This is a genomic window from Alteromonas sp. Cnat2-8, from assembly GCF_022348355.1.
Taxonomy (GTDB): Bacteria; Pseudomonadota; Gammaproteobacteria; order Enterobacterales; family Alteromonadaceae; genus Alteromonas; species Alteromonas macleodii.
Window position 1 is genome coordinate 14,094 of sequence record NZ_JAKREX010000005.1, and the last position, 23,484, is coordinate 37,577.

Annotated in this window: 16 protein-coding genes; 5 read left to right on the plus strand and 11 right to left on the minus strand. The window is 43.8% G+C overall.

What is annotated here, in order from left to right:
• Nucleotides 1-163 precede the first annotated feature (163 nt).
• Genes MHN00_RS13555 through MHN00_RS13580 form a run of 6 tightly spaced genes read right to left on the minus strand, consistent with a single transcriptional unit; the run spans nucleotide 164 to nucleotide 7,731 of the window.
• Nucleotides 164-1,984, minus strand: coding sequence for a BatD family protein (locus tag MHN00_RS13555; protein WP_239301457.1), 1,821 nt, complete (start codon nucleotides 1,982-1,984; stop codon nucleotides 164-166).
• Entirely contained in the window at nucleotides 1,985-4,066 is a 2,082-nt protein-coding gene (locus tag MHN00_RS13560; protein WP_239301458.1) for a VWA domain-containing protein, read from the minus strand.
• The gene (locus MHN00_RS13565) at nucleotides 4,066-5,142 is read right to left on the minus strand and encodes a VWA domain-containing protein (RefSeq protein WP_239301459.1); all 1,077 of its coding nucleotides are present in this window, start codon (nucleotides 5,140-5,142) and stop codon (nucleotides 4,066-4,068) included. Before MHN00_RS13565 ends, MHN00_RS13560 begins: the two co-directional genes overlap by 1 nt.
• Nucleotides 5,135-5,797, minus strand: a complete 663-nt coding sequence (locus MHN00_RS13570) for a DUF4381 domain-containing protein (RefSeq protein WP_239301461.1) — start codon at nucleotides 5,795-5,797, stop codon at nucleotides 5,135-5,137. The genes MHN00_RS13565 and MHN00_RS13570 overlap by 8 nt, the downstream gene beginning before the upstream one ends.
• Nucleotides 5,797-6,771, minus strand: coding sequence for a DUF58 domain-containing protein (locus MHN00_RS13575; protein WP_239301462.1), 975 nt, complete (start codon nucleotides 6,769-6,771; stop codon nucleotides 5,797-5,799). Before MHN00_RS13575 ends, MHN00_RS13570 begins: the two co-directional genes overlap by 1 nt.
• Before the next feature lie 3 nt (nucleotides 6,772-6,774).
• On the minus strand, nucleotides 6,775-7,731 hold the full coding sequence (locus MHN00_RS13580; protein WP_014948808.1) for a MoxR family ATPase: 957 nt from the start codon (nucleotides 7,729-7,731) through the stop codon (nucleotides 6,775-6,777).
• 429 nt (nucleotides 7,732-8,160) lie between these two features.
• On the opposite strand from MHN00_RS13580, the gene fadI reads away from it, so the two are divergent.
• The 3 genes from fadI to MHN00_RS13595 all read left to right on the plus strand — a co-directional run bounded on the left by fadI (nucleotide 8,161) and on the right by MHN00_RS13595 (nucleotide 12,037).
• A complete protein-coding gene (gene fadI / locus MHN00_RS13585; RefSeq protein ID WP_014948809.1) occupies nucleotides 8,161-9,471 on the plus strand; it encodes an acetyl-CoA C-acyltransferase FadI in 1,311 nt (436 codons plus the stop codon).
• A gap of 19 nt (nucleotides 9,472-9,490) precedes the next feature.
• Nucleotides 9,491-11,632 carry a fatty acid oxidation complex subunit alpha FadJ gene (fadJ, locus tag MHN00_RS13590; RefSeq protein WP_239301463.1) on the plus strand — a complete coding sequence of 714 codons (2,142 nt, stop codon included), beginning with the start codon at nucleotides 9,491-9,493 and terminating at the stop codon, nucleotides 11,630-11,632.
• 207 nt (nucleotides 11,633-11,839) lie between these two features.
• The gene (locus tag MHN00_RS13595; protein WP_014948811.1) at nucleotides 11,840-12,037 is read left to right on the plus strand and encodes a hypothetical protein; all 198 of its coding nucleotides are present in this window, start codon (nucleotides 11,840-11,842) and stop codon (nucleotides 12,035-12,037) included.
• Between the two features lie 101 nt (nucleotides 12,038-12,138).
• On the opposite strand, the gene MHN00_RS13600 is transcribed toward MHN00_RS13595, so the two are convergent.
• From MHN00_RS13600 to MHN00_RS13610, 3 genes are all read right to left on the minus strand, one after another.
• On the minus strand, nucleotides 12,139-12,306 hold the full coding sequence (locus MHN00_RS13600) for a hypothetical protein (protein ID WP_239245616.1): 168 nt from the start codon (nucleotides 12,304-12,306) through the stop codon (nucleotides 12,139-12,141).
• A 300-nt stretch (nucleotides 12,307-12,606) separates the two neighbouring features.
• Nucleotides 12,607-17,160 carry an EAL domain-containing protein gene (locus MHN00_RS13605; protein WP_239301464.1) on the minus strand — a complete coding sequence of 1,518 codons (4,554 nt, stop codon included), beginning with the start codon at nucleotides 17,158-17,160 and terminating at the stop codon, nucleotides 12,607-12,609.
• Between the two features lie 225 nt (nucleotides 17,161-17,385).
• Nucleotides 17,386-20,133, minus strand: a complete 2,748-nt coding sequence (locus MHN00_RS13610) for an insulinase family protein (RefSeq protein ID WP_156078090.1) — start codon at nucleotides 20,131-20,133, stop codon at nucleotides 17,386-17,388.
• Nucleotides 20,134-20,304: 171 nt separating this feature from the next.
• Between MHN00_RS13610 and sixA the strand changes: the two genes are divergently transcribed.
• Complete coding sequence (sixA, locus tag MHN00_RS13615; RefSeq protein ID WP_014976012.1) at nucleotides 20,305-20,820, plus strand: phosphohistidine phosphatase SixA; 516 nt, start codon at nucleotides 20,305-20,307, stop codon at nucleotides 20,818-20,820.
• 121 nt (nucleotides 20,821-20,941) lie between these two features.
• Nucleotides 20,942-21,136 carry a hypothetical protein gene (locus MHN00_RS13620; protein WP_014978722.1) on the plus strand — a complete coding sequence of 65 codons (195 nt, stop codon included), beginning with the start codon at nucleotides 20,942-20,944 and terminating at the stop codon, nucleotides 21,134-21,136.
• 37 nt (nucleotides 21,137-21,173) lie between these two features.
• Here the strand turns inward: MHN00_RS13620 and MHN00_RS13625 are convergent, their stop codons facing one another.
• Nucleotides 21,174-22,469: an HlyC/CorC family transporter gene (locus MHN00_RS13625; RefSeq protein ID WP_014948817.1), complete on the minus strand. Its 1,296-nt coding sequence runs from the start codon at nucleotides 22,467-22,469 to the stop codon at nucleotides 21,174-21,176.
• A 175-nt stretch (nucleotides 22,470-22,644) separates the two neighbouring features.
• Complete coding sequence (ccsA, locus tag MHN00_RS13630) at nucleotides 22,645-23,436, minus strand: cytochrome c biogenesis protein CcsA (RefSeq protein ID WP_014948818.1); 792 nt, start codon at nucleotides 23,434-23,436, stop codon at nucleotides 22,645-22,647.
• Nucleotides 23,437-23,484: the final 48 nt, after the last annotated feature.

Below are 23,484 nucleotides of genomic sequence, written 5' to 3' on the forward strand. Positions count from 1 at the left end.
AGCTTCAAAGATTAATAAGCCTTAAAGAGGACAATAAGGCTCAAAGGCTCGACTGTTTCTCAAACGCAAACATTTCTTTTACGAAGCCCTTGCCACTGAGATTTAGCTAGTTGCAAGGGCTTTCATTACGCAAATTATAGTGTATTGGCAAATGAAATGCGTTTTATGAAGCAGGATATAAGGCAGATAGCGTGTTATTGTTCCCTTCACTTTTTTGTTTCCATTCGCTGCGGGCAAGCTTAGCTTCATGTGAAAGTTTATCTAAAGCTTTCATGACCTGTTTAGATTGGGTGTTAGCGTCAGCTTTATTGGCTGAAAAGCGCAGTGCATAGAGCTCATTAACACTAGCGTTGATTCTTTCAAACTGCGAAAGTTGCGCTTTACCCGAAGTTAACGCGTTTATCCACTGCTTAAGAGCAGGCGTAAGTAAACGTGTGTCCTTTGCCTTTATTACTGACATTAGGTTTTGAAACTGTGCTTTTTCATCCCACTGAGCATAAGAGTGGAGGCGCTGTGCAGAACCGGTTTTGTTAGTGATCCCAGGTCCCATAAACTGAGCCTGTTTAAGCTTTCTGTAGGTAACTAACCATCCTGTAAGCGCTATGATGAACAGCAAAAGTAATACACAAGTTACCATCCAATTAAGCTGGGTACTTTCGTCAGTACTGACGTCACCTGAAGCGCTGTCTAATGGTTTATTCTCATTGCTAGCACTAGCGTTAGGCTGTTTTGCAGTTGACGGTATATCATTTTGAATATCTTCATTGCTTGCACTACTGATTGATGAAGTGTCTAAGCTATTCGGAGTATTGGCATTATTTGCGCCAGACGCTGGCGCTACCGTAATTGAACGGGCGGGAATAGTGGCATACTCTGTTTGCTGAGTAAGCGTATTAAACCAAGGAATAGTAATTTCAGGTAAGACAAAATTACCTGGCTGCGTTGGAATGATCGCCAGCGACGTTTGGCGCTGTGAAATTAAGCTCTGGTCTTTTTCGACTGTCGTAGTATTAGATTGATCAGGGTACAGCTTAAAGTTTGGCGGATAAAACTCAGGAATATCAGGAAGCTGCTCTTCTACTACGCCCAATGCGGTTAGCGTAACAATACGAGTGACTGGTTCACCTGCTACAAAACTATCACCTTGTGGCCATTCTTCATCCACTCGCACCATTTCAGAAGGCAACCAAGGGTAATCTATCCCCTGAGGAATGGGCTTAATGTTCACCGTAATGTCGGGCCCAACCCGATTGATTTGCTGGGTGCGGTTGAAGAAGCCAAAACGTTGGTTAGTATTGGCAGCCATAACTTCGCCAGTGAAAATAGGGCCTCTTAGCGTAAATTCACCGGATGCTTGAGGCACAACAGCAAATTGACGCTCTATAATCTGATACCGTCTTCCATTTACTATATCTGTATACTGTTTATCTTCTCCTAGCTGGGTGATTTCCGCATTTTGCATTTCTGGCGCTTGTAGGCTGCCGCGCTCAATATTGCTAGAAAGAAACAGCTTAACCGTGTAAAGCAGCTGTTGATTTAAATAGGCCTCTTTCACGTCGATGTCAGTGGTAACAAAATAGTCTCGTGCGACATTACTTTGTTCTTGAACTGGTATTACTTTAACTTGAATAGGCTTGGTTGATTTGCCTTCAATGGTTAGTGAAGGAATGGTGAACGTGCCTTCCTTACGAGGAAATAACGTAGTGGTCCAAACGGTGGTACGCTTGGTGTCGAAATTAACAATTGAGGTTTGGCTACTTACCGATGTTCTTCCGACCACAAAGTCTTTAAGCAGGGGAGAGCTGTCGAATGCATCTCTGTCCGCGCTGCCGTCTGCGGTAACCGTTAAGCGAATGGCTTCATCCAACATGACAGGGTTTCTATCAATGGTGGCTTCCAGCGAATTTACATCGGCATAAGCCGCCGTACTTAAGAGTAGGGTTAATAAAAAAACTATAAGTGTAGATTGTAATAAGGCTCTCATCTACCAATCACTCCGGTTTGAAGGCATACGTTGACGCTGACGTTTTTGTGCTTCTAATTGCATTTTTCGTTTTAGTAGGAATGCAGGGTCGTCTGGCACGCGGCGCATTAAACTCTCCATTCGCTGCAGCTCTTCTTTTTCTGCGTCGGTAAGCTCGGTCTCTTGACCTTGCATTGCCTGTGCTTCCTGCTCTGCTTGTTGTTCGTTTTTTTGTTCTTGCGCGCTGTCACCTTGATCAGACTCTTCTTGTTCTGCATTTTGCTGCTGAGAGTCTGATGATTCGTTCTGACTGTTCATCTCGGAATCATCAGGCTGTTGTGAGTTATCTCCGCCACTTTGCTGTTCATCGTTAGCTTGGCTTTGGTCAGACTGTTGACCCTCATTATCGTCTTGCTGACCATTCTGCTCGTTTGAACCTTCCTGATTGTTCTGGTCCCCTGATTGCTGTTTGCTATTGGGGCTATCAGAGTTATCAGAGCTATCTTGGCCATTATCCTGCGAGTCACTCTGTTCGCCATCATCGCCATTTTCGTTCTGGTTTTGCTCCTGAGTCTGCTGTTGCTGCTGTTTCAGCAAATCCTCGACAATCTTTTTGTTGGTTCTTGCATCGTCGAAATCGGGGGCTTCGCTTAACGCCTGATCATATTTCTTAATAGCGTCTTCAAGCTTACCGAGTTTTGCCAGTGCATTGCCTTGATTGTAAAGACTCTCGGGACCAGGAATGTTTTTGAAGGCATTTAATGCATCTTCGTAGTCACCTGATTTATAAAGTGATGATGCTTTCCAAGTGTCGTCATTAAACTGATTAACGGCGTCTTTGTACTTGCCTCTTTGATAGCTGTTTAATGCTTCTTGGTTGTCATTCATAAATGGCGTTTGCCACCATGAGAGTGAATCAGGTTGATTTGCCATCTCTAGAGAATCTTCTGGTGCGCCTATGCCTTGTGACATGCCTATGCCTTGTGACATGCCTATGCCTTGTGATGTGCCAGCAATTTCTGAGGCTTGGTCACGTTGCAGAGCATGGGCGTTTTTAATCATAGAGGGGCTAAGTAAACCCACTAACACGATGAAAACTAACCCGCGTTTGAATGCAAAGGCGGCAAACGGTAGAAGTATAAGCAGCAAGTAAGGGCCAACTTCTTTCCACTGGTCTCCTTGCAAATTACTCTCTTCTTCGTTCTCTTCGCTGTCGCTTTTATCAAGCAGAGATACCGAGGCGAGGGCATCAATGTCGGTGTCGTTTGATGTAAAGGATTCAAAGCGTCCGCCGCTCGTTTTAACCACGCCTTTCACTGCGCCTTCGTTTAACTTGGGTATAACGATGCTGCCGGTGAAGTCTTTTAATAGCTCGCCGCTTTGCTGGCGGATAGGCGCGCCTTCAGATGTCCCAACGGTAAGTGCATTTACTGTAAAAGGAATAGAAGCCACATACTCTTGAAGCTCTTGTTGTTGTTCTAACTCTATTCCGTCAGTAATCCAGTAGATCATGCCTGAGTTATATCCGGCATTCGTGAGAAGCTCTGACGCACTCTCTATACCTAGGAGAGGGTCGCTGCCCGGAACGGGCATAATTTCCGGTGACAGGCTAGGGATTAGGGTTGTGATATTTCCTGCGTCTTCGGTTAAGGGGCTAATGACAAACGCATCGCCAGCGTAAGCAACCAAGCCCATTTCACCTTCACCAATAGCGTTGACTAGGTCTATCGCTTTATATTTAGCGCGAGTTAGCCTGTCTGGCGTCATATCGGTAGCGCGCATTGAAAGCGACATATCTATGACTATAACGTGTCCCATTTTCAACTGGTAAACCGGCTGCGGCAGGCGCTCCCATGTTGGGCCAGCGAGTGCTATCACACTTATAATCCACACAAGAGCAAGCATCCACATTGGAGGTTTTGCGCCCATTTCGTTTTTTCCAATCACCATGTATTGATATAGGTGAGAAGGGATCACAGATTGCCAGCCAGATTGCTTAGCCGTGGTTTTTCTAATTAAAAACACAAGCAGCATCAAGGGAGCGAGCGCGATAAACCATTCGGGGCGTAAAAAATGAAATTGGTTTAAGAAGTCGAATTCCATTACTTCGTCTCCCTATTTGTTTGTGCTGCTCGTATTGAATCAACTGAATTCGGGTGTGGCTGGGACGAGATAATTCGTCTTTGTGCGAACCAACGAAATGTTGATAAAAGAACCGTCAAGAATGCCCATAGTGCTGACAGTAATATTGCCGCACCAAGGGGATAGTAAAACAGAGCGCTCAATGGACGCATCTTACGCGTTTCACCTCCAATAGGCTCAAGCGCGTCAAGTTGTTGATAAATAGCTTGAAGTTCCTGGGCATTTCGAGCCCTAAAATATTGGCCGCCAGTGCTAGTCGCAATGTCGGTTAACATGCCTTCATCAAGTTCTTGCGACGGGTTTATTTGTCGGCTGCCGAAAAAGCTCTGGATCAGCATTTTATCTGCGCCCACACCAATAGTGTAAACCTTCACACCCTTACTAATCGCCAACTCTTTCGCCTGCTCAGGTGTAATATTCCCTGCAGTATTTTGCCCATCGGTAAGAAGAATTAATACGTTATTAGACTCTTCCCGTTCGTCAAAGCGCTTCACCGCTAAACCTATCGCATCGCCAATAGCCGTCTGTTCGCCAACCAACCCAATGACAGCTTCACTCAGAAGTGTAGAAACGGTATCTCTGTCATAGGTAAGCGGCGCTTGAACGTACGCGGTATCGGCAAATAAGATAAGGCCAATTCTGTCGCCAACGCGACGCTGAATAAATTCATAAACCACCGACTTAGTCATGGTTAAACGGTTAACTTGTCGGCCATTTAGCTGCATGTCATCTATCTTCATACTGCCAGATAAATCCACCGCTAACATCATTTCTCGACCTTCATTCGGTATGCTGACAGGCTCTCCTAACCATTGAGGGCGTGCGGCAGCCGTCACTAGCAGCAGCCATATCAAGCTACTTACCAACAGCGGTATTTTGGTTTGTTTCAACTGGGTTTGCTCTGACACATCGCCAGGTCGCAAATTAGGAACCCGCAATGCAGCCATAGGCATGTCTTGTGCTTTTTTAGAAAGCAGGCGTACGATAATAGGCAAGGGGAGTACAAAAAAGACCCACCACCAAGCAAAATTAAGCATGATGCGGCTCCTTGGTTTGCTTATCATGAGCGCTACCATCGTTTAGACCGCCATCATTCACACCGCCGTAAGCCCCCTTGTTTTTTGGCAGTTTGGCTTTTAAAAGCCAGTTTTTTACTGCTCCTTTGCAGGTTTCAAAATCACTAGGGTTGGGGGGGGCTTGATAAACATTACTTACTAACAAACCTAAATCACTTTCAAGTTTACTATCACTACTTTTCAATGCAGAGGTTAAGAACGCTTGCCACTGTTTACCATATAACCCAGCCACTTGCTGAGTTGGGTAATAGCTCATCGCCGTGCGTTTTAGAATTGAGTTTAACGCTACGGGCCAATTGCTTTGTTGTGCTGAAATCGATTCAAGTAAGGCTAAAGCTTGCTTGCGTGCCTTGTTGTGACGTAAGTGGGCAGTGATAGCTTTATATAGGCAAAATAGAGCAATTAAGACTACTGCGATAGCGACCCACCAACCCCAATCTAATGGCCAAATGTCGACCTCTGTAGGTACGTGTATATCGCGCAGTTGAGCTAGTGGGTCTTGCTGCTGAGGGGGCACTGGTATTTGATTTGCCGGCGGCATCGATTGAGCAGCTGATTTTGTGTAACTAGATAGAAAGTTTGATAAAAAATGGGTTGAAAGAATACTACTCTGCATTAATTAAGCTCCAACCTTTGTTCTTGTTGCATACTTTGAAGCTGTTCGTCTAGGGGAAGACCCGCTGAAACACTGAATCGAGCGATATTGTTTTTGCGCAAGGTGCTATAAATCGCGCTGTTGTGTTCACTGCGCCATTTTTGATATTGCTGTTGCTCGGTATTGTCGCCTAACACCCAGCGTTGTTGGTTTCGGCCATCAGAAACGCTGACGGTTTGTAATGAACTGGTTTGTGGCAAGGCGTGTTCTATTGGATCGTTAATTACGATAGCCCTTACTTCACAGTGTCGTGTTAAGTGACTCAAGTGTTGAATAGCTTGGGTACTTAAATGCTGAAAGTCTGACACGAGATAAACTAGACTCCCTGGCCTTGCTAGTCGTCTTGCCCTAGCACACGCATCGGCAAAAGCTTGTTCGTCTTTGTCTTTGTCCGGCTCAGATTGCGCGCTCTGTTCGTGCAATGCCATAAGTTCATGACACACGTGCAACACGGCTTTTTTGCGAGTTAGTGGTTTAATTTCTTTGTGCTGTTGCTGATTAAATACTAGCGCGCCTACCTTATCGCCGCGAGCGGCAGCAGACCAGCTTATTAATGAAGATACATGCGCGGCTTGCACCGCTTTAGTAAGCAGCTGCGTGCCAAATGCCATTGAAGGTAGGTAGTCACAGAATAGAAAAACCGGGCGCTCTCGCTCTTCCCGATACACTTTAGTGTGAGTTTTACCCGTGCGCGCAGTAACGCGCCAATCAATAGCGCGAATATCATCACCGGGCTGATAATGCCGGGCCTCATCAAACTCCATGCCTCGGCCTTTGTGCTTGGTGAGATAACTTCCAGCAAGTTTAGCTTGTGGCATACGTTTAGTCGCCAAACTAAACAGCTTAGCTAACTGCTGGTAGCGTAATAATTCTGCTGTAGACAACGAGACGCCATTACTTTGCAGCTTGTTTAGCTGCGCTTGTACATTCACCATAGCTTAAGGGACTGCGACAGTTGCAACAATCTTATCAAGTACGTCGTTAATCGTTACGCCTTCAGCCTCGGCTTGATATGACAGAATAATACGGTGGCGAAGCACGTTGTGAACCACAGCTTGAATATCATCAGGACCAACAAAGTCTCTGCCGCTAAGCCATGCGTGAGCGCGTGCACAGCGATCTAGACTGATGGTTGCTCGAGGGCTTGTTCCCATCGCTATCCACTGGCCTAATTCCGCGTCAAAATTTGCAGGCTGACGTGTGGCCATAATCAATTGAACTAAATACTGTTCTAACTCAGGCGCCATATACAAAGACAACGCTTCTTTACGCGACGTAAAAATATCGTCTTGAGTTAGCGTTGGTGGCGTAACAGGCGGTTCTGAGAGGGCTTCACCTCGCGTTAAACGCAATATCTCTAATTCTGTCTCGGCGCCAGGATAATCGATGTCCACGTGCATTAAGAATCGGTCTAGCTGTGCTTCAGGTAGTGGATAAGTTCCTTCCTGTTCTAGCGGGTTTTGCGTTGCCATTACTAAAAATAGCGGAGGAAGAGGGTAGGTTTTACTGCCTACCGTAATTTGACGTTCCGCCATGGCCTCAAGTAAAGCCGATTGCACTTTTGCTGGTGCGCGGTTGATTTCGTCGGCTAGCACTAAGTTATGAAAAAGCGGCCCTTTTTGAAAAACAAACTCACCGGTTTCGGGACGGTATATGTCTGTACCGGTTAAGTCGGCAGGCAAAAGGTCTGGGGTAAATTGTACGCGATGAAAGTCGCCGTCAATACCATTAGCAAGTGCATTGATTGCGCGTGTTTTTGCAAGCCCTGGAGGACCTTCTACCAGAAGGTGGCCGTCGGCCAAAAGAGCGATTAGAAGGCTTTTGGTTAACGCATGCTGACCGATAATCTGTTGGTCTAAATAAGCGTGTAACTGTTGAAATTGCGCTGCTGCCATAATGCAAAATTTCCGTTTGAGTTCTCGTTATCAGGAAGTGTCATTTGAACGATAGATTTATTAAATATCTTATAAAGTGATCGCTTAGCTAAAAAGTAAATTACATATTAATTTAGATAGCTCTAGCCCGTCACAATGACACAAAACAGACTTTCATTTCCATATAAGGTTCATTCTATCTTTCTTCAAGTCGTCAAACAGTAATAAAAATGCGATATGCGGTTGGATGCAAAGCAAGCTTTTTAAATTTCGATAGCATAAAACGGTCAAAATTTGTAAACAGGGCAAACTTTAGTTTCATTTATGTTGCCCTTAACCCTGCATTATTTGCTATTTTGTTCATTGTTTGTAAAAATCGGGTTTATTACAGGTCAGACCACTTTGGGGCGATAAGCTCAAACGGAAGTCGGTCATTAATTTAGGTGCATTATGGCAACAAAACAATCAGTTACTACCCGAGAGGGTGATCGCATCGCCATTGTCGCGGGGTTGCGTACTCCGTTTGCGAAAATGGCTACATATTTCCACGGTGTTCCGGCTGTTGATCTAGGTAAAATGGTCGTAAACGAACTTCTCGTTCGCCATGGTGTTCAAAAAGAGTGGGTTGACCAGGTTGTCTACGGTCAAGTAGTACAAATGCCTGAAGCGCCTAACATTGCGCGCGAAATCGTGCTTGGCACAGGCATGAATATTCATACCGACGCTTACAGCGTATCTCGCGCATGTGCGACGAGTTTTCAATCTACGGTAAACATCGCAGAAAGCATGATGGCTGGTACAGTACAGGTAGGTATTGCTGGCGGTGCTGATTCAACGTCGGTATCACCTATTGGGGTTTCTAAGAATCTTGCGCGTGCGCTGGTTGATTTACAGAAAACCAAGACCCTTGGCCAAAAGCTAAACATCTTCAAGCGTTTAAGCTTAAAAGACCTAGCGCCTGTTCCTCCTGCGGTAGCAGAGTACTCAACAGGTCTGTCGATGGGACAAACGGCAGAGCAAATGGCGAAAACGCATCAAATTTCTCGTGAAGAGCAAGACAAGCTTGCACATCGCTCGCACAGCCTAGCCGCTGAAAGCTGGGAAGCAGGCAAGCTCTCTAGCGAAGTGATGACCGCTTATGCTGAACCTTATAAAGGTGCTCTTGAGCGCGATAACAACGTACGTTTCGATTCTAAGCTTGAAGGCTACGCGAAACTTCGCCCAGTATTCGATAAAAAGTACGGCTCGGTAACTGCGGCAAACGCTACACCGCTTACTGACGGTGCTTCTGCAGTACTTATGATGACAGAGAGCCGAGCGAAAGAGCTAGGCTACACGCCGCTAGGTTATATAAAGAGCTACGCGTTCTCGGCAATTGATGTGTGGGAAGACATGCTAATGGGGCCGTCGTACGCGACACCTATTGCGCTAGACCGCGCAGGTATGACGCTAAACGACCTAACCTTGATTGAAATGCACGAAGCGTTCGCAGCGCAAACCTTGGCAAACGTTAAAATGTTCGCAAGTGACAAGTTCGCTAAAGAGAAACTTGGCCGCGACAAAGCGACGGGCGAAATTGATATGGACAAATTCAACGTAATGGGTAGTTCAATTGCTTATGGTCACCCGTTTGCTGCAACCGGTACACGTATGATTACGCAAATGCTTAACGAACTAAATCGCCGTGGCGGTGGTACAGGCCTTCTTACTGCATGTGCTGCGGGTGGTCTTGGTGCCGCAATGATTGTGGAGACAGAATAATATGAGTCAGGAACAAGAAATGACAAATGAAGTTCAGCCAACATCAGGAGCATTTACGTTAACCAAGCAAGATAATGGCGTTGCTATTCTTAGCATGGACGTACCTGGCGAGAGCATGAATACGCTTAAAGCTGAGTTTGGCGATGAGATATCTGCCATGCTTGATGATATTGAACGCGACAGCAGCATTAAAGGTGTGGTGTTAACAAGCGGCAAGCCAAGCTCATTCGTAGCAGGTGCCGATATCACCATGCTAGCAGCGTGTAAAACCGCGGAAGATGCCACAACCATAGCCGCTGGCGGTCAGGCCATTTTCGATAGAATTGAGAACATGAAGGCTACCTTTGTTGCGGCTATTCACGGCCCAGCGTTAGGCGGTGGTTTAGAGCTAGCATTAGCGTGTCACTACCGTGTATGTACCGATTCACCTAGCACTCAGGTAGGTCTACCGGAAGTGCAGCTAGGCTTGTTGCCAGGCAGTGGTGGTACTCAGCGCCTTCCTCGCCTAATTGGCATTCAGCAAGCGATGAAAATGATGCTTACTGGGTCTCCTGCACGCGCTAAGCAAGCTAAAAAGTACGGTATTGTAGATGATGTTGTACCTCACAGTGTTTTGTTGAAGGTAGCTGAACAGTTTGCGCTTAAACGCAAACCAGAAAGGGAAGCGCCGCAAAAGAGTGTGATGGACAAAGTGTTAGAGAAGACCGGCCCGGGTCGTAACATGATGTTCAAAAAAGCGCGCGAAGCGACATTTGCCAAAACCAAAGGTAATTATCCAGCGCCAGGTTACATTATTGATGTAATTGAAACGGGCATGAACGAAGGGATGAAAGCGGGGCTTAAAGCCGAGGCTGAAGCCTTTGGTAAGCTTGTTATGACGCCGGAATCTTTCCAATTACGTCAGATCTTCTTTGCTACGACAGAAATGAAGAAAGAAAACGGCGTTGAAGGTGTTAAACCTGAAAAAATGAAGAAAGTCGGTGTGCTTGGCGGTGGTTTAATGGGTGGTGGTATCGCCTATGTAACGTCGACCAAAGCCGGTGTACCTGTCCGTATCAAAGATGTGCGTGCTGAAGGCATTGCCAATGCAATGAAATATAGCTATGACATCTTAAATAAAAAGGTGAAGAAGCGTTTCATGCGCAATAGTGAAATGCAGAAACAGTTAGCGCTTCTTACCGGTACGCTAGATTATAGCGGCTACCAAGATGCTGATATCGTGGTTGAGGCGGTTTTCGAAGATCTAGACCTTAAGCAGAAAATGGTGGCGGATATTGAAGAGAACTGCAAAGAAAGCACGATCTTCGCGTCCAATACATCGTCTATTCCTATTACACAAATTGCAGCTAAGGCAGCACGTCCTGAAAACGTGATTGGTCTGCATTACTTCTCTCCAGTAGACAAAATGCCTTTGGCCGAAGTAATTGCTCACGATAGAACGTCTGACCAAGTCATTTCATCTACGGTAGAGTTTGCTAAAAAGCAAGGCAAAACGCCGGTAGTTGTTAAAGACGGTGCGGGTTTCTACGTAAACCGTATTTTAGCGCCGTACATGAATGAAGCGGCAAACCTCATTCTTGACGGTGAGCCTATTGAGCACATCGATAAGTCATTGGTTAAGTTTGGCTTCCCTGTAGGCCCTGTGAAACTACTTGATGAAGTGGGCATTGATGTTGGTACTAAGATTATCCCATTCCTTGTAGAGGCGTTCGGCGAGCGCTTCACTGCGCCAAGTGCTTTCGATAAAGTGCTTGCAGACGGCAGAAAGGGTAAGAAAAACCAAAAAGGGTTTTATTCTTATGAAGGCAAAAAACCAGGTAAAGAAGTGGACGAGTCAATCTACGAACTACTGGGTCTTTCACCTTCTGCTAAGTTAAGCGAAAAAGAAGTAGCGGAACGCTGCGTATTAATGATGCTTAACGAGGCGGCACGCTGTTTGGATGAGGGCGTTATCCGCAGTGCCCGTGACGGCGATATCGGTGCTATCTTTGGTATTGGTTTCCCTCCATTCTTAGGTGGCCCATTCCGCTATATGGATACACTGGGAATTAAACACGTTGTTGCTCGTTTAAACCATTATGCTACTGCTGTAGGTGATAAATTTGCACCTGCTGAAGTGTTAGTAAAAATGGCAGAAAACGATCAAAAGTTTTACAGCTAAGTTTATAAAATGTTAAAAGCCGGGCATTGCCCGGTTTTTTTATGTCTAATGGGTATTTTTGCTGGTTTATTGTTCTATTTTGGGTAGAATTCCTGCGGTTAAAAAATGAACGTGTCAAATTGTTGGCGTAAATTATCAGTAAGTTAAATTGAATAATTGATGGGGATAAGTAAACCCACGTAACTAGGTCAAACAGGCGGAGGCAGTGTGATTTCACTCGTAGTATTAAGCGTTATATTTTCTCTGTATTTTTATGTAGAAGCGTTTAAATGGGGAATGAGCGCGAAGAAGTGGGCGATAGCGGGTTTTGTGTTAGGTCCAATCTTACTGCCCATGTTCTCAATCTCTCGCCATATACATTGGCGCAATGCGGTAGGGTTTAACAACCTTTATATTTCTGCGTAGTCTTTCCTAGCGGTCTGCTGAAATAAGTAAGTGGGGCGTAAAATACAGGTATAAAAAAAGAGAGCGTTGCTCTCTTTTTTTTGGAAATTCTAAGATATCTCTTAAAGACCAATTCCCATGCCACTTCCACCCGTCTTTGGGCGAACTGTTTGTGGTTGAGTTACGGTCTCTTTCTGTGACTCAGGAGCTTGTTTAGCGCCTTCTTGCTTGTCGGCAGCAACTGGGGTAGCGGTAGAAAGTACTAGTGCAACTGCGTACTCTTTTAACATGTTAATTTCCTCTGATTATTTTGAACGAACAAACAAAACCGATTTTTTATATTTGTCATCGGTATCTAATACTTAGCTAAATGTGTGCCAGAAATAATATTTTTTAAAATTTTCTTTTATATTCATAGACTTAGATTTTGTTTTCGGTGCAGAGGATTGTCGATGTTCATAAGCGCCATTTTAATGGCACTAAAGTCTAATAAACTAAGGTTGAATAGGCATGACTTTGCCTAAAGCTGCAATGAGTGGCATGAGGCAGGGGAAAGTACGCGCCTAAACGCGAATAAAAGGTAAGGGCTATTAAAAGTTAGAGTGGCCAAGCAGTGTATGAAGCTTTTGATTCTCGGTAAGAAGCTTCTCAAAGCGCTCTGCATTTAATGGTCGGCTGTACAAGAAGCCTTGCAACATTTCGCAATCGTAGCGACGTAAAATATCTAGCTGAGCTTCTTCTTCAACGCCTTCCGCTACAACTTTTAAGCCTAGATTGTGGGCGATATTTATAATGGCAGCCGCCATATGACGATCTACATTACTTTTTGCAATATCGTCAATAAATGCTTTGTCAATTTTTAGCGTGTTTAACGGGAAACGCTTTAAGTAGGCTAGAGACGAGTAACCTGTACCGAAATCGTCTAGCGCTAGGTGAATACCTCTTTCGCGAAGGCGAGTCATCATTTGAAGGCCGTTTTCAGGGCTTTCCATTAGCGTACCTTCAGTTATTTCGCACTCTAAATGTAGTGGCGACAAACCAATATCGCTTAAAATCTTGTTTATTCTGTCGTCTAAGTCAGGTAATTCGAACTGCTTCGCAGATATATTCACAGCTACACGACCACTAAACAAACCTTGGTTTACCCAGCGTTTGGTATCTGCACAAGCCTTTCTTAGCACTTGTTCACCAATTTCTATAATTTGGCCCGTTTGTTCTGCCAGAGGGATAAATTGCCCAGGGCTTACTATGCCCTTTTGTGGGTGTTCAAAGCGCACCAAAGCTTCCATGCTGACTAGCTTACCTGAGGCTATATCAACTTTCGGCTGGTAGTAAACCGTAAACAAGTCATCTTTAATACCTTGTCTTATAAGGTTTTCAATTTGCAGTTGCCTAACGGCGTTTTGATTCATCTCTCCGCTAAAGAATTGATAGCTGTTGCCGCCATTGTTTTTAGCGAAATACATGGCTGTGTCGGCGTTTTTCAGCATTTCTTGAGGAGAAGTGCCGTCGTCAGGGAAGAACGCGATGCCAATACTGGCACCCAATACAAACTCTTGCTTATTAATGATAAAGGGGCGAGATAGTGTGTCTAATAGATTCTGTGCGTAATGCGTTACCGTGTGGATATCGGCATTGTCTTCCATTAACACACTAAATTCATCACCACCTAAACGATAGCAGGTCGCACTCTTACCCGTAATTCTCTGTAAGCGCTTTGCTATTTGTTTAATTAATATATCGCCCGTTTGGTGGCCTAAAGAATCGTTTATTTTCTTAAAGTTATCCATATCCAAACAGAGAAGGGTATGTTGTGCCCCTTTCCGCACCAAGTTCTGGTGGCTAGCTTGGAAGAACGAACGATTAGGAAGCTCCGTGAGCGGGTCGGTATTAGCTAGTTTCAATAGCTCTTTTTCAGTACTTTTTCTTGACGTTATATCACTAAATACGCCTACAAAATGGCTTATTTTTCCGTCATCGTCATGGACGGCGTCTATGTTTAATTCCATTTCATAACGCTCACCGTTCACTCGCACACTTTCTACTTCACCTGACCAGTTACCTTTCGCTTTTAGCGTTTTCTTGATTTCTTCGGTAAAAGCGTCTGGATATAGATGGAAGTGCATATAGCTTGCTAACGCTTGATCGCGGGTCTCGCCGGTGTAACCGCAATATGCATTGTTTACACTTATGAATTTAAATTGGGTATTAGTTATGAATACACCTTCAGAAATATTCTCAATTGAACGCTTAAATAGATTCAGCTGCTCTTCAGCTTCTTTTAAGTGATGAATATTCTTAAGCGTACCAGTCATTCTTACCGGCTGAGCATTGTGGTCTCTTTCAACCACTTTTCCGCGGTCAAGTATCCAAATCCACTGATTCTTAAATGTCTTTGCGCGGTATGCGAGCTCGTAGAAGTCGCTATTACCTTCAAGATGGTCTCTTAGGGCAGTTTTAACACGGCTTACGTCGTTAGGATGAATGTTTGCATCGTAAGCGCCTGTGGTGCGTATATCATCTTGAGGGAAGTCGAGTGTGCCCCACGTATTTGCACGGTAAACTTGGCCTCTGTATACGTCCCAGTCCCACAGCTCATCTCCAGAACTCCATAGCGTCAGTTTAAGGCGTTCTTCCGACTCTTTAATGGCAAGCTGGTTTGCCTTCCTTATCTGATATTGGCGAACGATGAATGCAAAAATAGCGAATGCGACAATACAGTAAAAAACAATAGCAACAGTATGAAGCCAAGGTGGTCTTGCGATTTGAACTGAAAGATTTCTGCTGTCAGACCACAACCTTCCAGGCGCTTTTGCTTGTACCTCGAAAACGTAGTTTCCAAAGCTTATATTATTAAATTGAGCAACTCTGTCGTCTCCATTATCAATCCAGTTGTCGTCAAAACCAAGCAACCGATATCGGTAAACCACGTGCTGCGGGTAAACAGCGTTGAGTAAATTGAAAGATATGCTGAATCTAGACTCGTTATGCTCAAGATAAATAGAATCTTTATAGTTGATATTTTGAGCGGATGAAAAGTAACTTTTTTCAGTTCCATATTCTCGTTGCACAATATTTGACTTATTATTTGAAACGCCAAAGATTTTCAGCTCAGAAACCTCAGGTGTGAGAGTTTTTGACAAGCTTTTCACAGTTTTCAGGTGATTTCTATTTACGACGTTGTACCCGGTCATTCCACCAAAGTAAATACTGGAGTCAGATGATACAAAAATTGAACTTTCACCCAGTGAATTAAAATTCAATTCTGAGTTAGGTATCGTTATTAACTCCGTTAAATCTGGTAGGTGGATCTGGTGAACACCTGCAGTATCTGCATACCAGATTCTGTCACCCACGCCTATTGAAGATATAATCTGGCCAGAGTTTTCCTGACGACTTTGCCTCTGAGTTATCTCCCAGGTATTTTTGTTTACACCGATTATTCCTTTGGATCTGGTTGTGAGCCAATAGGTATCGTTTGCTTCGAAAACTCGGTAAACTTGGGAGTCGAAACCATTGGATTGTTCAAGAGAATATACCTGTCGTTTCTCTGTTAATGAATAAATGCTAACTCCAGACTCACTTCTTAGCCAAAGCCTATTATTTGAATCTTTGAAAATAGGAACAAGAAGTGAGTAATCTATTTTAACGTCTATTTTCTCTACTAAAACTTGATTTGATTTAGGATCAAAAGTTAATTTATGTGGCCCTTTCGTATCAACCCACACCCATATTTCATCATCGTCTCGGTAGAAAAAGTCGATAAAAACTCCTTCAAAAAAATGATTAGTAATTTTCAGCGTATTATTTGCCTTATCAAGTACATAAATGCCATTTGATGAGGCAAGCCAAATTTTTTCATACGGGTCTATTTCCAAGTCCCAGTATGTTATGGACTTAGGCAATTTACTAAGAGTCTCAAAAAATTCGACTTCACCTGAGCTTGAATCGAGTTTTCCTAGTCCTCTCTGCTGAGCAACAACAAAAATATCTTGGTTCTTATCTTCTGCAAATCCCCATATTGCCGAGTAATCATCTTCAGCAGCATTTGGTGAATTAAATACAGACTTATACCTTGTAGTCGCATATTCAGGATGAAATCTGAATGCGCCGCTTTTTATAGTTGTGACCCATACACCCCCAAGTCTATCGGCCACCAGATTCATGATAGTTGCTGTAGGCAGCCCTGTTAACTCTTGGTTGTCGTGAGCCAAAAATAAAGTTTGCGGATTAAAATTGGAATCTATATCAGTAATAGCAGCTTCGCTGAAAATGAAAAGACCTGCTTGGGTTCCAACCCAAATATCATCTTCCTTTTCGAAGATTGAAAGCGTATTTAATGCTTCATTAGACTCAGAAGTAAATTCATCTTTTAGATGCTGTAATATCTTGCCGGAGGCCGACATTACGTAGATGCCTTCATTCGTTGCAAGCCAGTAATTTCCATTTATCACTTTGACATCGTGAATCGAGCGAACATCCAGATTTATTCCCCAAGGGTTAACCTTGGTTGCGGAGTAGAGGGACTCGTCAGATTTATCAATAAGCGAAAGACCAAATTCGTTTGAGCCCAACCAAGTGCGGTTCGCTTCATCATAAATGACCTTGATAAAGCTCTGGTCTCTGTGTATTTGTTTTACGACTTCGATTTGATGTGTATCTTTAGATAACTTGTAAAGAAATTTTAAGTCAGCAAATAGAATATCGCCTTCATATGACTCTCCAATTCCAGTAATAAAATCAACTTTAATTACGCTATTTTGTCGATTAAATATTTTAAAATTGTCGCTTTCTGGTTGATATTTCGCGAGTCCTGCTTGCGTACCTATCCACAAATCTCCCTTGGAGTCTAAGAACAAATTCTGTATGTAACCAGTTGGGAGCGAGTAAGGATCGACATCTGAAGGGTGATATTGCTTTACTTCATATCCGGAATAACGGTTGAGTCCATTGGAGGTCGCGAGCCAAATGTAACCATTGTTATCTTCTACAATGTCCAATACCGCAGTGTCAGAGAGTCCTTGCTGCTTATTTAGCTCTGTAAAATGAAGATCAGAAACCTCTATCGCCTTTGCAGAAGAAAAAAGAATTCCTGACAAAGCCAACAAAAGAAGAGAAATTGAATAAATTAGGGTTGAGCGCACCTACACACCTTTGGCATACGCCATTTATTATTTTTTTATTTCACTGGCGGCATCCCTAACAGCCAGAATAATAAATATGCCGAATTAACTAAGCCTCTACAAGGACTTTTTAGTAATAACAAGAATGATGGTTTACTTATTAACCAACCTTGTCTGCGAATACCACTGGGTATCGGCAGATTGATTAAAATCTTAACGACCGTGGCACGTGCCTACAATGCAGCGTTAGTAGTAAGGAATTTCTTTTTTGAATTCAGAAATACTGTTAATCGTTCGTTTTTCTTGCGTGGGAATACTCTCAAATTTTCCACGAGAGAACAGCACCAATTCCCCGCAGCGCTCTCGTTTAGCGAGTTGATGCGCGAAGTCTTGAATCTCTTCGAAACTCAAGCCTTTGATCCTTTCAGCAAGCTTTGCATTTCTATTAAACTCTAAATCTTGCGTACCCAAACTTACCCATAAACGCTGTGACTTCATCGAAAGAGTAAGGTCTCTCTCTTCTAACTGCTTAATAAGGTTTTGTTGGATAGTCGGCCAATAAAAACGATAGAACTCTATTTCATTGAGTTGCTGGAACAAAAAGGCGGTCATTGCATCTAGCAACTGCTTTGGACTGCATTGCGGGCTTTGTATATAAAATGCCATTCCGGGGTGTTGATTATGTGGCACATAGCCTGTACCGACTATGTATCCCAATTGCTGTTCTGTTCTTAACGAATTGAAGAACGGTGCTGCCAGCATCTGTTCAAGAACCATACATAATGCGGTGTCGGTGAGGCTAGGAGAAGGTGCTTGTAAATAAAGTACGACCGCTGAGTCATCGTGATTACACAACACCTCGTGATAAAGAGTTCCGCCCACAGGCAGCTTAGATACGGCACGAGAAAGGGGAGCTCCCCCTGCATTTTTGCAATGGCTATGAAGCGACGTCGAAAATGCCTTTGCTTCTTCGCTTGCCCAGTTGCCATGCATAAATGCCTCTACAAAATAATGCTCAAAGGCTGCACTGCGACAGCCTAGCATCTCGTTATAAGAGATGTTTTCTATCACGTCTAACAATTCAACTGGCGCTTGCGTGTTGCGTTGAATAAGAACACTTAAACGAGAGAATAAACGGTTAGTCGGCTTATTTAACAGTGAATTATGAAGGCTTTGAATTTGAAGTGCTTTGTGATGTTCAAAGGCTCTTTCGTCAGGAATAAAACCGAGAACGGCGTCAAGAAGTTGACTTGCTAATAATGTCTGCTGATTCGTAAAACCACGGGTGTGTAGGGTAAATCCAGCTTGATGCCCATAAATCCGATAGTGAAGTCCTGCTATTTCAGCTCGGTAGTATTTAGCTTGGAGATGATCGTTAAGTGCGCCGAGCCAAATTCGCTTGGCCGCAACAGAGGTCAAAGAGTCTGAAAACTGAGCTGCGTCGAAAGAGATATAAATATCGCCTTTAGGGCTATGGAATTGTTGGTCTTGAGCGAACCAAAATCGATAGCCACCATTATCTACCAACCTATTTGGAACATTAAACCCCGTTTCAGGGAGGATAAGCGTGTATTCGCTCGCCAAATAAGGGTTGGGTGGGGGAAGACACAATTCTGGAATTTTCTTTGCGCTTTCAAGTGAATGTATTAGCGCATCGTCGATGTCTTCAACGCTATATTCAGCCTCATAAAATGCGCAAACCTGAGTGGTTTTAACATCTTTTGATATAACCTTTAAACGAAGGTTCTTGGGCGTGAAAAAAGACAGTGCATGCTCAATTATGCTTCTGTCATAACTACCAATAGTAGAGCGAAGTCTATTTAATTCGTCAGGTTCGAATATAAATTGATGCTGTGCATACTCAGTTATGATCCCAAGCGGCTTCACATTTTCTTCGTACTCTAAAGCCAGCGCGTTTAGCTGCGACTTTTCGTGAAAGCGCCACTCTTCAGTCGATGCTTCTCTAATTAATTCGATGTAGCTAAATAGTGCCTCTAACACCTGCGCTTTGTGTTTAAGGCCTTCCTGGGTAAGCTGAAAGCTCACGTTAAAATCTTTAAATTTATCGCCTTCTATGCCAGAGCCTGCTATCAGGTTTAACGCCCAATCTTTTTCTTTTAAATAGGCAAGTAGGCTTCCTTCACCTTCGTCACCAATCAAATGGCTGATGTAGTTCAGCGGTTTGGTTTTGTAGTCGTTCTGTAAAGCGGGGAGGGCAAATGTCACTATCATACGTCTAGCAGATTGCAGCGGATGAATGTTGATTTGAATGCCCAGTTCATTTTCTGTGTAAAGCGAAGGCCAGTCGTCAGAGGCTAACTGTCCACTTGGCAATGTCCCAAAACACTGATTCACTAACGCCTCTAGTTGACGTATTGGCATAGGACTGGCTATGCACAAGCGCATATTAAGCGCACAGTAATACGATTGGTGCAGTGCCTTTAGGCGCCGTTTAAGCTCTGTACATTCGTGTTGAGAAAAGGTATCGCAATTGCCTACAGAAAATTTTGCAAAAGGATGTTCTGGATTACATGTCTCTTTATGAATTTGATAAAGGCGGCGAAGGTCGTCTTTTTTCTTAAACTCAAATTCAGCATGAATGTTCTTTATTTCGTTGGTTAGTGCGTCTTCTTCAAATAAGGGTTGCCTAAGCATATCTGCAAATGCAGGCAATGTTTGCGCAATAGCGTCACCGCTGCAATTAAAATGGTAATTTGTGTACTCGGTACCTGTCCACGCGTTGATTGTGCCGCCGTGTTGCTCAATGAATCCATTTATAGCATTGGGTTTGGGCAAATGACGGCTACCCATAAAAAGCATGTGTTCAAGAAGATGGGCTAACCCTTGGCAATCGTTTGGGTCATAAAAGTGTCCGGCTCTTACCGCCATTGAAACAAAAGATTCACTCGCTTCTGGCGTGTGACATAACATGGCACGCAACCCATTAGGTAAAGTAACGTGATGTGCGTTTTCTAAATTTATGGTGTTGTTCACATTGTCTCGTTTTTGGTCAAGAGCACCTTACTGCTGGAGCGTCTATAAAGAGAAACTTCACAAAACGTTAAATAATGTACGAAAATTCTCACTATTCGCGGTTTAGCGCTAGGCGTAGTATCAGCTCTCTGATATCGTTAGCATACTTTCATTAATACTATGCGCAATGTTATGTCAGGTCAAAGTAGCAACGACGACATTTATCTTTTCATTATGCGTCACGGTGAAGCAGAAGCGCCCAGACTCGATGATAAAAGCAGGCAACTTACACCATTAGGTAGAGAGCAAGCCAAAACAGCAGCTTTATGGTTAAAAGACCAATATTGCCAGAAAGGCATTGTGGACTTAGCGCTTGTGAGCCCTTATCGTCGAGCCAAACAGACCCATGATATGGTATCGCTTGATATCATTGCGAACAAAGTTGAAAATAATGAAGATATTGTTCCGGAAGGCTCGCCAAGACTGGTGAGTGATTATATTGATGGACTTCTTCACGCCGCGGTCAATTCCAAAAAACCAATCAAAAAACTTCTTGTTGTTAGTCACATGCCGCTAGTTAGCTATCTCGTTGATGAACTGTGCCAGTCTTACACCACAAGTTTGTTTTCTACGGCCTCAATTGCTGTTATCAAGTACTCTTTAAAAGAGCACAAAGGCACGCTGGTAACGCATTATCAAGGACTGTAAACGCCTTGCTCCTTCTTGGCGATTAATTTCGGAAATTGAACAATTAATCGTTAAGTATATTCCCACATGGTCGATAGACTCTTTGAGAGTGTCAAAGTTTATTCTATTGAAGGGTTGGGAAATGGACAGCAAATCTATTCCTGAGCTCCTTAAACGTTCATTGCAATCGCATATGGCGGAGGCAGATTTACGTGAAGATAAGGAGACGCAGGATATTATTGCCAAACTATCTGAATTGTCAGATAAGGTCGCTGCTGCGAAAGCTAGAGCGCTGGCAAATAGAGCACAGCGTCTAGCTGACGAATCAAAAGGTTAGCTGATAAGGCCGAAAGGCAGGTTAACCACCGAAACGCTTAGTGGTCATTATTCGACTCTTTAGGTGCAACATAGTATTCCGGCATGATTCTGACGGTTTTTATCATGCTTTCTGAAATGTCTACAATTTCTAACGGATAACCCGCCAAACGCACGCTTACTTTGTTCTCAGGAATATCTTCAAGATACTCAAGTAATAAACCATTAAGGGTTTTAGGGCCTTCCGTAGGCAGGTTCCAATCCATTTCTCTGTTCAATTCTCGGACGTTGGCACTACCATCAACCAATACTGAACCATCCTGTTGTACGTGTGCTTCCTTACTGTGGTCTGGAACCATACTGGTGGTAAAGTCACCGATAATCTCTTCAAGAATATCTTCAAGAGTGACTAGACCCATAATGTCGCCATACTCATCAACAACCAGAGCAATGCGCTCTTTTTCGGCTTGAAACTTATACATCAGCGTGTGCAGCGGGGTAGATTCAGGCGTGTAGTAAATCTCACGAACAGCGCGAAGCAAGCTCGATTTAGTAAACTGGTCTTTTGATAGTAGGCGCAGGGCGTCACGCACATGCACAAAGCCTACCGCATCGTCGACACTGTCTCGGTATAATAAAACACGGGTATGTTGAGCATGGGTTAAGGCTTTTTGAATTTTCTTCCAATCGTCGTTAATGTCGATAGCAAAAATTTCAGCACGTGGCACCATGATATCTTCGGCCGTTACGCTTTCTAAGTCCAAAATACTCACCAACATATCTTGGTGTCGCTTAGGGATCATGGCACCAGCTTCGAAAACCACGGTTCTTAGCTCTTCTCGACTTAAAGAGTCGTCGCTTCCACTTGCAGGGCTAATTCTTAGCAAAGCTAGAATGCCGTTTGTGATACCGTTAATCGCTGCCACAAAAGGGTACAGCAAGGTAAGTAGTGGAAGCAGAATAATAGAGCTCGGAAATGCCACTTTTTCTGGATACAGCGCAGCTAGTGTTTTCGGCGTTACTTCTGCAAAAATAAGTAGGACCAGCGTTAAGCCAAAGGTAGCAGCAAACAGCCCCCAATAGTCACCGAATAAACGAATACAAAGTATGGTTGCAAGCGAGGATGCTGCAATATTAACTAAGTTGTTTCCGATGAGAATAAGGCCGATAAGGCGATCAGGTCGTTCTAGAAGTTTAGCAACACGTATAGCTGAGCGGTTGCCTTCTCCTTGCAAATGCTTGAGTCGATAACGATTAATCGACATCATGCCAGTTTCTGAACTAGAGAAATACGCAGATAGTAATATGAGTACGCCGAGCGCGATAAACAGCGTACTCGTTGATATGTCGTCCAATTAATGGGTTCCTGTCTTAACTTAGGCTTCAAATGTATTGATTTGAGGTGCGAGTTTCAAGGGAAAATTGTTGATATGCCCCTAATTAACTAGATAACACCAAAAAGTGACAAGCGCCGCCGAGCCGCCTAAAAAGCAAGCTCGGCAGCGAGCTCAGTAATAAATACAGGGAGTTTTAAAGAAGAAATTCGCGAACTAATTTGCTACCAAAATAGGCAAGGGACAGTAGCGTCACACCCAAGACTGTCATCACAATAACTTGTCGCCCGCGCCAACCTCGAAGTTTCTGGCCTATTAAAAGAATGAGAAAAACAACGAGAGCGGCCGCTGATAGCACCGTTTTATGCGCGTAAGTTTTGTTAAACATATCTTCTAAGAAAACAAACCCGCTAATTAGTGAGACGGTTAGTAAACAAGTTCCCGCAAGCAACAGCTTGAACAAAATGTTTTCTACAAGCATTAAAGGCGGTAGTGATGAATGTAGTAGCGCAGCACCTTTTTGCTTTAACCGGTAGGTAATGTAGGACATTTGCAGTGCGTATAAGAATGCAATGACCAAAGTGCAGTAAGCAAACAATGACAAACTAATATGGATAACTAAGCCCGGCTGCAGCTCTATGTGCATGATGTACGACACGGGAATAAACTGTGAGGCGAGTACCGTAAGACTTGCAAAGCCGAATACAACAGGAAGTAAAATAAGATTAGGAATGGCGCGGGCAAATATAAGCATGGACACGGTGATTATCCACGACACTAATGAAAGCACGTTGGTTACACTCATGTCTTGCCCAGGCGCGACAATAATAACGTTGGTGAGAAAAGCGATATGTGCAATTGCCCCAACACTAGCGATGGATAGCCCTAATCGCTTATTCGGGCCGTCTTGGTGTACGAATTTGCCAATAAGTACTGCCGCAGCTAATGCGTAGAGTAAAGCAGCAGAAATGGCGAAAAGGGTGTTCATGATGCGTCCTGTAATAGGTAGGTGACGTCTTCACCGACTGAGTCGGTA